General features: G+C 36.6%; 12 protein-coding genes and 1 pseudogene. 11 read left to right on the top strand and 2 right to left on the bottom strand.

The features are described 5' to 3' along the window. Nucleotides 1-24: 24 nt before the first annotated feature. The 3 genes from pfkA to NST14_RS23305 all read left to right on the top strand — a co-directional run bounded on the left by pfkA (nucleotide 25) and on the right by NST14_RS23305 (nucleotide 3384). The gene (gene pfkA, locus NST14_RS23315; RefSeq protein WP_000821160.1) at nucleotides 25-984 is read left to right on the top strand and encodes a 6-phosphofructokinase; all 960 of its coding nucleotides are present in this window, start codon (nucleotides 25-27) and stop codon (nucleotides 982-984) included. Between the two features lie 53 nt (nucleotides 985-1037). After that, nucleotides 1038-2795: a pyruvate kinase gene (gene pyk, locus NST14_RS23310; RefSeq protein WP_001232661.1), complete on the top strand. Its 1758-nt coding sequence runs from the start codon at nucleotides 1038-1040 to the stop codon at nucleotides 2793-2795. Nucleotides 2796-2994: 199 nt separating this feature from the next. Next, a complete protein-coding gene (locus NST14_RS23305; RefSeq protein WP_000871626.1) occupies nucleotides 2995-3384 on the top strand; it encodes an FxsA family protein in 390 nt (129 codons plus the stop codon). Between the two features lie 573 nt (nucleotides 3385-3957). Here the strand turns inward: NST14_RS23305 and ytvI are convergent. Beyond that, nucleotides 3958-5076, bottom strand: a complete 1119-nt coding sequence (ytvI, locus tag NST14_RS23300; protein ID WP_001081397.1) for a sporulation integral membrane protein YtvI — start codon at nucleotides 5074-5076, stop codon at nucleotides 3958-3960. A 419-nt stretch (nucleotides 5077-5495) separates the two neighbouring features. Between ytvI and NST14_RS23295 the strand changes: the two genes are divergently transcribed. The 5 genes from NST14_RS23295 to NST14_RS23275 all read left to right on the top strand — a co-directional run bounded on the left by NST14_RS23295 (nucleotide 5496) and on the right by NST14_RS23275 (nucleotide 10594). Then, nucleotides 5496-5957, top strand: a complete 462-nt coding sequence (locus NST14_RS23295) for a DUF441 domain-containing protein (protein ID WP_000625507.1) — start codon at nucleotides 5496-5498, stop codon at nucleotides 5955-5957. Nucleotides 5958-6344: 387 nt separating this feature from the next. Beyond that, nucleotides 6345-7493, top strand: a complete 1149-nt coding sequence (gene citZ, locus NST14_RS23290; protein ID WP_000503660.1) for a citrate synthase — start codon at nucleotides 6345-6347, stop codon at nucleotides 7491-7493. Between the two features lie 160 nt (nucleotides 7494-7653). Then, nucleotides 7654-8946 carry an NADP-dependent isocitrate dehydrogenase gene (gene icd, locus NST14_RS23285; protein WP_000206898.1) on the top strand — a complete coding sequence of 431 codons (1293 nt, stop codon included), beginning with the start codon at nucleotides 7654-7656 and terminating at the stop codon, nucleotides 8944-8946. 19 nt (nucleotides 8947-8965) lie between these two features. Next, nucleotides 8966-9904, top strand: a complete 939-nt coding sequence (mdh, locus tag NST14_RS23280; RefSeq protein WP_000153232.1) for a malate dehydrogenase — start codon at nucleotides 8966-8968, stop codon at nucleotides 9902-9904. Between the two features lie 216 nt (nucleotides 9905-10120). After that, nucleotides 10121-10594, top strand: a complete 474-nt coding sequence (locus NST14_RS23275) for a MaoC family dehydratase (RefSeq protein ID WP_000914178.1) — start codon at nucleotides 10121-10123, stop codon at nucleotides 10592-10594. Nucleotides 10595-10650: 56 nt separating this feature from the next. Here NST14_RS23275 and NST14_RS23270 read toward each other — a convergent pair whose 3' ends face one another. Next, nucleotides 10651-10782, bottom strand: a complete 132-nt coding sequence (locus NST14_RS23270; protein WP_002022497.1) for a hypothetical protein — start codon at nucleotides 10780-10782, stop codon at nucleotides 10651-10653. 86 nt (nucleotides 10783-10868) lie between these two features. Between NST14_RS23270 and NST14_RS23265 the strand changes: the two are divergent. From NST14_RS23265 to phoR, 3 genes and pseudogenes are all read left to right on the top strand, one after another. Then, nucleotides 10869-11104: pseudogene (locus NST14_RS23265) on the top strand (hypothetical protein). 125 nt (nucleotides 11105-11229) lie between these two features. After that, a complete protein-coding gene (gene phoP, locus NST14_RS23260) occupies nucleotides 11230-11949 on the top strand; it encodes a two-component system response regulator PhoP (protein WP_001065225.1) in 720 nt (239 codons plus the stop codon). After that, nucleotides 11942-13705: a sensory box histidine kinase PhoR gene (gene phoR / locus NST14_RS23255; protein WP_220778269.1), complete on the top strand. Its 1764-nt coding sequence runs from the start codon at nucleotides 11942-11944 to the stop codon at nucleotides 13703-13705. The genes phoP and phoR overlap by 8 nt, the downstream gene beginning before the upstream one ends. Nucleotides 13706-13729 lie beyond the last annotated feature (24 nt).

Raw genomic sequence — 13729 nt, 5'->3', positions numbered from 1 at the left:
ATAATCTTTATGAGGTGAGTACAAATGAAACGTATTGGTGTATTAACAAGTGGTGGAGATTCACCTGGTATGAATGCTGCCATTCGTGCAGTTGTTCGTAAAGCGATTTTCCATGATATTGAAGTATATGGTATTTACCATGGATACGCTGGATTAATTTCTGGTCACATTGAAAAATTAGAACTAGGTTCTGTTGGCGATATTATCCACCGCGGTGGTACGAAATTATATACAGCAAGATGTCCTGAGTTTAAAGACCCAGAAGTACGACTAAAAGGTATCGAGCAATTAAAGAAACACGGTATCGAAGGACTTGTTGTTATTGGTGGAGATGGTTCTTACCAAGGCGCTAAAAAATTAACTGAACAAGGATTCCCATGTGTTGGTGTACCAGGTACAATCGACAATGATATCCCTGGAACAGACTTTACAATTGGTTTCGATACAGCTTTAAATACTGTTATTGATGCAATTGATAAAATTCGTGACACAGCTACATCTCATGAACGTACATATGTTATCGAAGTAATGGGACGTCACGCTGGTGATATCGCATTATGGGCTGGTTTAGCTGATGGTGCGGAGACAATCTTAATTCCAGAAGAAGAGTATGACATGGATGAGGTTATCGCTCGTCTGAAACGCGGTAGTGAACGTGGTAAAAAACATAGTATTATCGTTGTAGCTGAAGGTGTTGGAAGTGCAATTGACTTCGGTAAGCACATTGAAGAAGCAACAAACTTTGATACTCGTGTAACTGTATTAGGTCACGTACAACGTGGTGGATCACCAAGTGCACAAGACCGTGTATTAGCAAGTCGTCTTGGTGCAAGAGCAGTTGAATTGTTAATTGCTGGTAAAGGTGGACGTTGTGTAGGTATTCAAAATAATAAACTTGTTGATCATGACATTATCGAAGCGTTAGCTCAAAAACATACAATCGATAAAGATATGTGTCAATTATCTAAAGAATTATCCATCTAATCGGCGTAATGTCGGATATTTGGGAACGGTTTCATAATTTTCGGAGGTGCAATATGCGTAAAACTAAAATTGTATGTACTATAGGTCCTGCTAGTGAAAGTATTGAAAAATTAGAGCAATTAATCGAAGCAGGTATGAACGTTGCTCGTTTAAACTTCTCTCATGGTAGCCATGAAGAGCATGGCGCTCGTATTAAAAACATTCGTGAAGCTTCAAAGAAAACTGGTAAAACAGTTGGTATCTTACTTGATACAAAAGGTCCAGAAATCCGTACTCACGACTTCGTAGACGGACAAGCTGAGCTTGTAACAGGTGCAGAAGTAGTTATTTCTACTGAGCAAGTATTAGGTACTGCAGAGAAGTTCTCTGTATCTTATGCTGGTCTTTATGACGATGTAAACCCAGGTTCTCGTATTCTAATCGATGACGGTCTTATCGAGCTAGAAGTAATCGAAAAAGCTGACGGAAACATCCGTACAAAAGTTCTTAACAGCGGAACTGTAAAAAATAAAAAAGGTGTTAACGTACCAAACGTAAGCATTAAGCTTCCTGGTATCACTGAAAAAGACGTAAAAGATATCATCTTCGGTATCGAGCAAAAAGTTGATTTCATCGCAGCTTCATTCGTACGTAAAGCAGCTGACGTATTAGAAATCCGTGAATTACTAGAAGAGCATAACGCTCAATACATCCAAATCGTACCAAAAATCGAAAACCAAGAGGGTATCGACAACATCGATTCAATCTTAGAGGTTTCTGACGGTTTAATGGTAGCTCGTGGTGATATGGGTGTAGAAATTCCACCAGAAGAAGTACCATTAGTACAAAAACGTCTAATCAAAAAATGTAACGTGTTAGGTAAACCAGTTATTACTGCAACACAAATGTTAGATTCTATGCAACGTAACCCACGTCCAACTCGTGCGGAAGCAAGTGACGTAGCTAACGCAATCTTCGATGGTACAGACGCAATCATGCTTTCAGGTGAAACAGCTGCTGGACAATACCCAGTAGAAGCAGTAACAATGATGGCTAACATTGCAGTACGTGTTGAAAAATCATTACAATATGAAGATATGTTCAAAAAACGTATTAAAGAGTTCACTCCAACAATTACAGATGCAATTAGCCAATCTGTTGCGCATACAGCACTTGCTCTTGATGTAGCTGCAATCGTAGCTCCAACAGAAAGTGGATATACTGCGAAAATGATCTCTAAATACCGTCCAAAATCTCCAATCGTAGCTGTAACATCTGACGAGCAAGTAGGACGTCGTCTTGCACTTGTTTGGGGTGTACAAGCATTTATGGCTGAGAAGCGTGCAGCTTCTACTGACGAAATGTTAGATACAGCGATTCAAACAGGTATGGATGCAGGTCTAATCGGACTTGGAGACACTGTAGTAATCACTGCTGGTGTTCCAGTTGCTGAAACTGGTACAACAAACTTAATGAAAATCCACGTTGTTGGTGAAGAGGTTGCTAAAGGACAAGGAATCGGTCGTAAAGCTGCAAAAGGTAAAGTAGTTGTAGCGAAAACAGCTGCTGAAGCTGTAGCAAACGTAAACGAAGGTGATATCCTTGTTACAACAAGCACTGATAAAGATATGATTCCTGCAATTGAAAAAGCTGCTGCTCTAGTTGTAGAAGAAGGCGGCCTAACAAGCCATGCGGCTGTTGTAGGTGTATCAATCGGTATTCCTGTTATCGTTGGTGTAAACGGCGTAACAGCAACTTTAAAAAATGGCCAAGAAGTAACAGTTGATGCAGCACGCGGAATTGTTTATAATGGACATGCGGAAGTGCTATAAGTAATACGGAGAGAAGGATCGGAGTCCTTCTCTTTTTTTTTACACAAAAATGAGGTGAAACTAGCTTTAAACGTCTGAAATTGCTTTTAAAAGCTGTTTGTTATGAAGTTTGATGGGAAAGTGCGTTTAGCTTTTATATGGTGTATATGGACGTTGTGAGGGTGTTTAAAGTGATAGAATATGAAAGGAGTGTAGAACTATGAAGTGGTTACTATTCTTGTTTATATTAATACCGGCTATTGAGATTACAGTCTTAATTGGATCGAGTCATGTAATAGGTTTGTGGTCTACGTTCGCTATGATTGTATTTACAGGTGTTGTAGGTGTATATTTGGCGAAAAGACAAGGGTTTAAAGTACTTGGAGAGATTCAATCTAAGTTGAATAGAGGAGAAATGCCAGGAGCGGCAGTACTAGATGGTATTTTTATCTTTGTAGGGGGTATTCTTTTAGTACTTCCTGGATATGTAACGGATATAATAGGTTTAATCTTTGTTATCCCGATGACGAGGGCTTTATTGAAGCCGTTTATTATGAAGTGGATGGAATGGAAGTTTAGAAAAAACTCAACTATTATTGTGCAGAAATAGTGCTTGGATTATAGCAATCTAAGCACTATTTTTTTGTCTGTAAAAGGATGAGAGAGTGGTTAAAGTTCAGTTAATGAAAGATGTGTTTTAATATGCGGCGAATGTGACGGTTAATAATCGATGGGGATAGGATCCTTGTAGATTAAAGTTTTACTTTGTTGTATTTGTTGTGTATTTTTCGATTTGAGGAGTTATTAGCTCTTAATCAGTGTGTTTAAAGTGGGAATCTGAACTTAAGATTGTTTTTGTATGTAAAAGAATGAATTGGAACGAAAAGAGTTAAATAAGGGCAGGTAAATGGTCAGTTTAAGTCTCATTCTGTGCTATTTTGTATATTTATTCATTTACATAAAAAGTAATAAATGTAAGTAATAATTATAAAATTAATAGAATAAATATGTAAAAACACCACGAAATATGCGTTTTTTATGCAAAAAAACAAGAGAATTATCTTTTTTGAGTGCAATTCTCTTGTTTTATGTAATGAGTATGAAAAATAAGTACAAGGAATAATCAGTGGGAATTTCCCACTGATTACATGTAAGTTTTTTGTTGTGTATGAATTAGAAACTATTATTTTGAAGGTGAGCCTTTAATATATTTCCACAAATCATGGAATACACGAGCTTTGTGCAATGTATTAAGTAGTACTAAGGTGACTGGACCGATGATTAATCCTAAGAAGCCAAAGAGCTTAAAGCCGACAAATAGAGCAATCAGTGTTGCTAATGGATCAAGGCCGATATTAGATGAAAGTACCTTTGGCTCCATAATTTGTCTTTGGACAATCACGACGATGTATAAAATGAGAAGACCGATGGCAAAAGCAGTGTCGCCAGTGAAAAATACGTATATAACCCAAGGAACGAAGACAGCCCCTGTTCCTAAATACGGGAGTAAATCTACAACCCCTGTAATAATCGCGATAGTAATGGCGTATGGTACGCGTAATATTAAAAGTCCGATTAGTACAATAACAGTTGTCATAGATACGAGTGTAAGTTGCGCTTTAACAAAACCGAATAAAGCTTTTCTTAAATCCACAAAAATAGTTTTTCCATAGCCATGAACACGGTTGGGCAAAAACTTTCTTACTTTCTGAGCAAGACGATGCCAATCGTAACTAATGAAGAAAGTGGCTAATAAAACGAATACAAGTACAGTTAAAGTAGTTGGTAGTGCACTAATGAAATTTGTTAACCCGCTTATAATAGCGGTTAAAAGTTCTTTCATTTGCGTCGTTGCTTCGGTTCCTAAGTTTTGAATGTTTTGTGTAATCGTATAGCGCTGCGGTTCCCCAAGATGATTAAATTTAGAGATTAAATCATCGTAGAGAGGCATAATATGATTAAGTGCAAACTGCTGAGCGAATGCAACGATATCCGGAAATTTTACTGTAACAAGTTGTAGTAAGTATGTTGTGGCAGATATTGCTTCTGTTACAAGATATGTAACGAGTCCGACGATAGCTCCAAATACGAGAATTAAGCTAACGAGTACTGCGAGTGCGCGAGGAAATTGTAGTTTTTGATTCAGGAAATTGACGACAGGATTAATTAAATAAGCAAATGCGAAAGCGATAATAAAAGGATAGATAAGTCCTGACATATATAGTAATGCATAGAACCCGGCTACCGTCGCTACAATGACAAATACGAGTCGCAATATCATATATAGTAAGTTTCGATTCAAAGATGTATACCTCCCATTCCAATTTGGATTATCCTAATTCGTTCAACTTATAACGAGTGTGCCCCACTGATTAAAGTTTCACTTTATGTTATAGTGGAATGATGGATTTTCCTGCTTTTTCAGTATGTGAGTGACTGTGAAAGCTTGGTGTTGATGCTTCTACTATATGGTAAAAACTTCATTTTCTCTTCTTTTTATTTTACCTGTTTCTAATTAGAAAAGAAAGGAGAGACGCCCGTTTTTTAAAATGTATACATGCTTACATTTGGATGGTGAAAGTCTCAGTTTGTCATTTTAAAATGCGTAAAAAAATGAAGTGATTCATGTTGAATAGGCATCGATATAGCATGTATAACGATAGGTTTAAAGGTATTTTTGTTTGGAAATGAGTTCATTATTTTCAGAAAGGAAGTGCAAACATGATTAGTCAGTCAACGTTATTTTTATTCATACTACTTATTATAGGACTTATTGCGAAAAACCAATCGCTTACTGTAGCTATTGGTGTGTTATTTCTATTAAAATTTACATTTCTAGGGGATAAAGTCTTTCCTTATCTACAAACGAAAGGGATTAACCTCGGTGTTACGGTTATTACAATAGCAGTACTCGTACCGATTGCGACGGGGGAAATAGGATTTAAGCAACTTGGAGAAGCAGCGAAATCGTATTATGCATGGATTGCTTTAGCTTCAGGGGTAGCAGTTGCTCTGTTAGCAAAAGGTGGCGTACAATTATTAACGACAGATCCTCATATTACAACTGCGCTCGTTTTCGGGACAATTATAGCAGTTGCTTTATTTAATGGGGTCGCTGTAGGTCCATTAATTGGGGCTGGAATTGCCTATGCAGTAATGAGTATTATACAGATGTTTAAATAAGGAATTTTATAGTAATATAAAATTTTTGAATTCTTTCTGTTCACAAAAGTCAGATAATTGTTTATAATAGGATTAGAAACTTTGAAAAGTTACATAACAGCAGAGACTTTACACCAGATAAAATAAAAACAACATAAAACAATTTTATAATGATATTGTTTTATGTTGTTTTTATCATAAAACTCTTCGGAATTCATTTTCCTCACTAACTTGTTGTTTTGAGCGTGAGGATTCGGGGAGACATTCACGCTCATGCTTTCCATGTAGACAATGGACAATAAGAGGGGAACATCGCAACAAATTTGCATGATCGTGCATTTTGCTTGCCTAAAGAGTGAACGGGCGTTCATAATTCAAAAGGGGAGCAAATAGATATAAGAAGCAAGGTTGGGAGAATTTTCAGGAAAAGGAGAGAATGTCATGACTGTTATTCGAGGTTTAGAAGGGGTAGTAGCAACAACATCATCTGTGAGCTCTATTATTGATGATACATTAACTTATGTTGGGTATAATATTGATGATTTAGCTGAGAATGCTACATTTGAAGAAGTAGTGTACTTATTATGGCATCGCAAGCTTCCTAACGAGCAAGAACTAGCGAAATTTAATGAGATTGTATCGGAATACTATAAAGTTCCAGGTGAGATTTTAGCATATTTGAAACAAGTAGATTTAAAAATCGCACATCCGATGTCTGTTTTACGAACTGCAATTTCCATGCTATCATTATACGATGAGAGCGCTGAAATTATGGATGAAAAGTCCAATTATTTGAAAGCGGTTAAATTACAGGCTCAAGTGGGTACTTTAGTTGCTGCTTACGCAAGAATCCGTAAAGGTTTAGATGTTGTTGAGCCTAGAAATGATTTATCATTAGCTGCAAACTTCTTGTACATGTTAAATGATCGCGAGCCAAATGAAGTTGAAATTGAAGCTTTTGATAAGGCGCTTGTACTTCACGCAGATCATGAGTTAAACGCTTCTACATTTACTGCACGCGTTTGTGTAGCTACACTTTCAGATGTATATTCTGGCATTACAGCAGCAATCGGTGCGTTAAAAGGTCCTCTTCACGGTGGGGCAAATGAAAATGTAATGAAGATGTTAACTGAAATTGGCGAAGAAGAAAATGTAGAATCATATATTCATAATGCTCTTCAAAATAAAGTGAAAATCATGGGCTTTGGCCACCGTGTATATGAGCAGGGTGATCCGCGTGCAAAACATTTACGCGAAATGTCTAAGAGATTATGCGTGCTTTTAGGAGAAGAGAAATGGTATAATATGTCTATCAAAATTGAAGACATTGTAACAAAAGAAAAAGGTCTTCCACCAAATGTTGATTTCTATTCAGCTTCTGTATACCATTGTTTAGGAATTGACCATGACTTATTTACACCTATTTTTGCAATTAGCCGTATGTCAGGCTGGTTAGCTCATATTCTAGAACAATATGAAAATAACCGTTTAATCCGTCCGCGTGCTGATTATAATGGACCAACACATCAAGTGTATGTTCCAATTGCACAACGATAAGCGAATAACACTATTTTGATAGTGAAAATACGCTTTCAAAAGTCTGATTTTTTCGGAAAGATGTAATGATTAGAATATTTTAATTTGACTAACGGTTTGAACTGAGGGGTTATTCCCTCAGTTTCATACATATGAAATTTCAAACATGGGGGTTATCACATTGACGACAGGTGAAAAAATTACTGTAACTAATGGTGTTATGAATGTACCAAACAATCCGATTATTCCATTTATCGAAGGAGATGGAATTGGTCCTGATATTTGGGCAGCTGCATCTCGTGTACTAGAAGCAGCAGTTGAAAAAGCTTATGATGGTGAGAAGAAAATCGTTTGGAAAGAAGTGCTTGCAGGGGAAAAAGCATTCAACCAAACAGGCGAGTGGTTACCAGAAGAAACTTTAAATTTAATTCGTGAATATTTAATCGCGATTAAAGGTCCACTTACAACTCCAGTTGGCGGTGGTATTCGTTCTCTAAACGTAGCACTTCGTCAAGAATTAGATTTATATGTATGTCTACGTCCAGTTCGTTATTTTGAAGGTGTTCCTTCACCTGTAAAACGTCCGGAAGATACTGATATGGTTATTTTCCGTGAAAATACAGAAGACATTTATGCTGGAATTGAATATGCGCAAGGATCTCCAGAAGCAGAAAAAGTTCTTGCTTTCTTAAAAGAAGCAATGGGTGTTAATAAAATCCGCTTCCCAGAAACATCTGGTATTGGTATTAAACCAATCTCAGAAGAAGGGACAAAGCGTCTTGTTCGTGCTGCAATTCAATATGCAATTAACGAAAAACGCTCTTCTGTTACATTAGTTCATAAAGGAAACATTATGAAATTTACAGAAGGTGCTTTCAAAAACTGGGGTTACGAAGTAGCGGAACAAGAATTCGGCGACAAAGTATTTACTTGGGCTGAATATGATCGTATCGTTGAGAAAGATGGTAAAGATGCAGCGAATAAAGCGATGGCAGACGCTGAAGTGGCTGGAAAAATCATCGTAAAAGATTCTATTGCAGACATCTTCTTACAACAAATTTTAACTCGTCCACGTGAGTTCGATGTTGTTGCAACAATGAACTTAAACGGTGACTACATCTCTGATGCACTTGCTGCACAAGTAGGTGGAATTGGTATTGCACCTGGTGCAAACATTAACTATGTAACTGGACATGCTATCTTTGAAGCTACGCACGGTACAGCTCCAAAATATGCAGGTTTAGATAAAGTAAACCCATCTTCAGTTCTTCTTTCTGGTGTATTATTATTAGAACACTTAGGATGGAACGAAGCTGCGAAATTAGTAACTGCTTCAGTTGAGAAAACAATTGCTTCAAAAGTAGTAACTTATGATTTCGCACGCTTAATGGAAGGTGCAACAGAAGTGAAATGTTCTGAGTTCGCTAATGAACTTATTAAAAACATGGATGTAGCGATAATCAAAAACGCATAATTAAAGTGGGAGGTAAATTATGACAATCAAACGCAAGAAAGTTTCAGTCATCGGTGCAGGATTTACAGGAGCAACAACAGCATTCTTATTAGCACAAAAAGAACTTGCAGATGTTGTATTAGTGGACATTCCACAGCTGGAAAATCCAACAAAAGGGAAAGCGTTAGATATGTTAGAAGCGAGCCCAGTACAAGGTTTTGATGCTAACATTATTGGAACATCTGATTACGCAGATACTGCTGATTCTGACGTTGTTGTGATTACAGCAGGTATTGCGCGTAAGCCTGGTATGAGCCGTGATGATTTAGTAGCAACAAACTCCAAAATTATGAAAAGTATTACGCGCGACATTGCAAAACATTCACCAAATGCAATTATTGTTGTGTTAACAAATCCAGTTGATGCAATGACATATTCTGTATTTAAAGAAGCTGGATTCCCGAAAGAGCGTGTTATCGGTCAATCGGGCGTATTAGATACAGCTCGTTTCCGTACATTCATCGCACAAGAATTAAATCTTTCTGTGAAAGACATTACAGGATTTGTTCTTGGTGGACACGGTGACGATATGGTACCTCTTGTACGTTATTCTTATGCAGGTGGCATTCCGTTAGAAACGTTAATTCCGAAAGAGCGTTTAGAAGCAATCGTAGAACGTACCCGTAAAGGTGGCGGCGAGATTGTAGGCTTATTAGGAAACGGTAGTGCATATTACGCACCAGCTGCTTCTTTAGTTGAAATGACAGAAGCAATCTTAAAAGATCAACGCCGTGTATTACCGGCTATTGCGTACCTTGAAGGTGAATACGGTTATAGTGACCTTTACTTAGGGGTACCAGTAATTCTAGGTGGTAACGGAATTGAAAAAATTATTGAATTAGAACTTCTTGCAGATGAAAAAGAAGCGTTAGATCGCTCTGTAGAATCTGTACGTAATGTTATGAAGGTTCTTGTTTAATCATTAAATATAAGTAGAAAAAGATTCGGGGCCCCGAATCTTTTTCTACTATTTATACAAATGTTTTTTTGAAATAACTTGAAAACGCTATCATTTGTAATATCCTATAATGAAACTGTAGATTTATACTATACATTGCCCTCATCATAGTAAATGTCGGATCAAGTATCGCTTTTAGTAGGATAATAAGGTGAAAAAATCGGAGGGGGTTGTAACATGTTAAAGAAAAAAGTTCAAATTGGTCGTAAAATGGATGAAATTACAGTAGGAGAGAAATTATCTATCACTGAAAAAATTGAGGATAAAGATTTGTTATTGTACTTAGGGTTAACGAATGATGCCAATCCATTATATATTCAGCATGATTACGCATCCCAAACTCCGTATGAAAAGCCGATTGTACCAAGCATTATGCTAACGGGAATGATTACAACGGCAGTTACGAAATATTTACCAGGTCCAGGTAGTCATATTACGAGAAAGGACCTTACGTTCGTGAAGCATGTTCACCATTATGAAACGTTACAAATCCACTTTGAAGTTGTGGCTGTTTCTGAGGAGGAACATACAATTGATATGCTTGTATCTGCTCATGATGAAAAAGGGGATACTGTTGTGAAAGGCTCATTAACAGTAACGCCACCTTACAAATCAGTCTCTATTATGGAAAAAGCATTAGATAATTTTTAAAACATGAAAATGTGAATAGCGCTAGCATGCCTTTCATAAGGGGGCTAGCGCTATTTTTAGTTGAAGAATCCCTCTTTGAATCCTTCAGCAAAATCTGAACACCCCGTTTTAATTGTATCCCAGCTCGGTACGTTAAAAGTAAGGAAACATGTTACTAATAAAGTTAAAATAGATAGTAATATTCGCATAATAGCTCCTTTATTGCATTTATTTATATATTAAAATTAATAATATATAAATTGATAATTAAAGTCAATTAAAGGGGTTTTTTAAGATGAAGTGGAAGAGAGAAGACGTTATCTTTGAAACGATAAGAGAAGCTGAAGTGTGGGCGGACGGGGTTGCGAATGAAATGCATGGAAGAGTATTTGATGGGTATGAAACGCTAGATTATAAAATAGCGTACGCTGTATCTTTTTCTTAGCGCAAAGTCGAGAATATCATATCCATACGAGTATTGAATTTAATAAAGATATAGAAGTGTATAAAGTATGGATCACTACAAGTTAATTGCGCAATCCGAATCCATGAATAGACAATTATATTGAGAGGGACCTTGTTTTCTAGTATGATGAGAATAACGGGGAAAATACTAGGATGAAGAAGGTTTCAAGTCTATAACTTGGAGGAAAAGAATGAACAATCGTATTTTAGTAGTTGATGATGAGGAGTTTATCTTAACTTTAATCGAATTTAATTTACAACAAGCTGGTTTTGAAGTGATAACAGCGATGGATGGAGAAATGGCGCTTCAAAAAGCGACAACAGAACGTCCAGATTTAATTATATTAGATTTAATGCTTCCAAAAATGGATGGTATGGAAGTATGTAAAGAATTACGATTGCAGCGCGTTATGACGCCAATTTTAATGTTAACAGCAAAAGATGATGAGTTCGATAAGGTGCTAGGTCTTGAACTTGGGGCGGATGATTATATGACGAAGCCATTTAGCCCAAGGGAAGTTGTTGCGCGTGTGAAGGCAATTTTACGCCGCACGAAATTACAACAAGAAGAGCAAGTTACAGAATCGTCAGATGAAGAGAGCATTACAATTGCTGAACTTAAAATTTTACCGGAGTTTTATGAGGCTTATTTCCAAGGAAGAAAGCTTGAATTAACACCAAAAGAATTTGAACTACTTGTTTATCTTGCGAAAAATAAAAGTCGCGTATTAACGCGTGATCAATTATTAAGTGCTGTATGGAATTATGATTTCGCTGGTGATACACGAATTGTTGACGTTCATATTAGCCATTTGCGCGATAAAATTGAACAAAATACGAAAAAACCGACGTACATTAAAACGATACGTGGTTTAGGATATAAATTAGAGGAGCCAAAAGGGGATGAATAAATTTCGTTCCAGGCTTCTTTTTACATTTGTTTCTCTTATTGTTTTTATTTTAGTCGGACTCGGTTTATTGCTGGAAACCGTGTTTGAAAACTATTATATAGATCATGCGAAAGAGAGAATGGTAAAAGAGACAGAGTATGTTGCGGTATTAGCAGAAGAACAAGGTTTTGATGATGTTTTAAAAAATCCATATATATTTAAAAAGCTAGAAGAAAAAATTCAGGCTTCTATTGCCTTTGTAGATGAGAAAAAGAAAGTTCAATATAGCGGGGGAGAACCGTCTGCTTTTAGCCAAGGGATAATAAAAGAACTTTCCTCTGTAACAACGAAACAAAGAAATAAAGTCATTACGAAAGAAACAGATCAAAATAATGAATTTTACCATGCGGTGTTCGTGCAAGATGTAGCAGGGAAACAAGGATACATTTTGGTGAAGAGCACAATTGAGCCTTTGAAAGACGTTCATCAAAAAACGTGGGGATTATTAATTATCGGATTTGTTATTGCGTGTCTTGTAGTCGTATTTTTAGGTATGAAAATTACAGGGCAATATATTAGGCCGATTGAGTCCGTTACGAAAGTTGCCATCGAATTAGCCAAGGGGAATTATAAAGCACGCGCTTATGAAAGTCATTCGGATGAAACGGGAATGTTAAGTAAAGCGATTAATATTTTAGCTCGTAATTTACAAGAGATGACACTTGAGCAAGAAATGCAACAAGATCGTCTGCATACGTTAATTGAAAATATGGGAAGCGGAATGATTTTAATTGATAGCCGCGGTTATATCAACCTTGTAAACCGTTCGTATAAGGAAACTTTCCACGTCACAGATGAAGAATATTTAGATCGTTTATATTATGAGTCGTTTCATCATCCGGAAATTATAGAGCTTGTGGAAGAAATCTTTATGACAGAAGTGAAAGTGCGCAAACAAATGTTATTGCCACTTGGAATTGAGCGAAAGCATTTCGAGGTATATGGAGCACCGATTATCGGGACGAACCATGAATGGAAAGGGATTGTCCTTGTATTCCATGACATTACTGAGCTGAAAAAGTTAGAACAAATGAGAAAAGACTTTTTAGCGAATGTTTCTCATGAACTAAAAACGCCGATTACTTCTATTAAAGGTTTTTCAGAAACACTTTTAGACGGTGCTATGGATAATAAAAAATTCTGCGAACATTTCTTGCACATTATTTTAAAAGAAAGTGAACGTATGCAAGGATTAATTGAAGATTTATTAGATTTATCAAAGATTGAGCAACAAGGATTTAAATTGAATATGGGTACCGTTGATATGAAGGGACTTCTTGAAGATATTCATATGGTGCTTGATAATAAAGCGGGAGAAAAAGAAATCTCTTTACAAGTAAATGCATTAAAACGTGTCTCTGTCATTGGAGATCCAAGTCGTTTGCAGCAAATCTTTATTAATTTAATGAATAACGCAATCGTATATACACCGGCTGGAGGCGTTGTTTCTGTAGAATTAGCAGAAGATAAATATAATGCTTATATAAAAGTGTCGGATACTGGAATTGGTATTAGTAAAGATGAAATTCCGCGTATTTTTGAACGCTTTTACCGAGTGGATAAAGCGAGAAGTAGAAATACTGGTGGTACAGGTCTTGGATTATCAATCGTAAAGCATTTAGTCGAGGCCCATCACGGTACGATTACAGTGGATAGTGAAGTAGGAGAAGGGACAACCTTTACAGTTGTTTTACCAAAATCAGCAACTGAAAAATAGGATGAAGGATGTTTACAATATATT

Origin of the sequence: Bacillus sp. FSL W8-0519 (assembly GCF_038005585.1) — a bacterium.
GTDB classification, from domain to species: domain Bacteria; phylum Bacillota; class Bacilli; order Bacillales; family Bacillaceae_G; genus Bacillus_A; species Bacillus_A paranthracis.
This window is presented reverse-complemented; position numbering and strand designations above follow the sequence as displayed.

Coding starts and splice junctions, on each gene's coding strand:
- phoR (WP_220778269.1), top strand. CDS start 11,942: ATGAATAAATTTCGTTCCAGGCTTCTTTTTACATTTGTTTCTCTTATT.
- pfkA (WP_000821160.1), top strand. CDS start 25: ATGAAACGTATTGGTGTATTAACAAGTGGTGGAGATTCACCTGGTATG.
- NST14_RS23305 (WP_000871626.1), top strand. CDS start 2,995: ATGAAGTGGTTACTATTCTTGTTTATATTAATACCGGCTATTGAGATT.
- pyk (WP_001232661.1), top strand. CDS start 1,038: ATGCGTAAAACTAAAATTGTATGTACTATAGGTCCTGCTAGTGAAAGT.
- NST14_RS23275 (WP_000914178.1), top strand. CDS start 10,121: ATGTTAAAGAAAAAAGTTCAAATTGGTCGTAAAATGGATGAAATTACA.
- mdh (WP_000153232.1), top strand. CDS start 8,966: ATGACAATCAAACGCAAGAAAGTTTCAGTCATCGGTGCAGGATTTACA.
- phoP (WP_001065225.1), top strand. CDS start 11,230: ATGAACAATCGTATTTTAGTAGTTGATGATGAGGAGTTTATCTTAACT.
- NST14_RS23295 (WP_000625507.1), top strand. CDS start 5,496: ATGATTAGTCAGTCAACGTTATTTTTATTCATACTACTTATTATAGGA.
- NST14_RS23270 (WP_002022497.1), bottom strand. CDS start 10,782: ATGCGAATATTACTATCTATTTTAACTTTATTAGTAACATGTTTCCTT.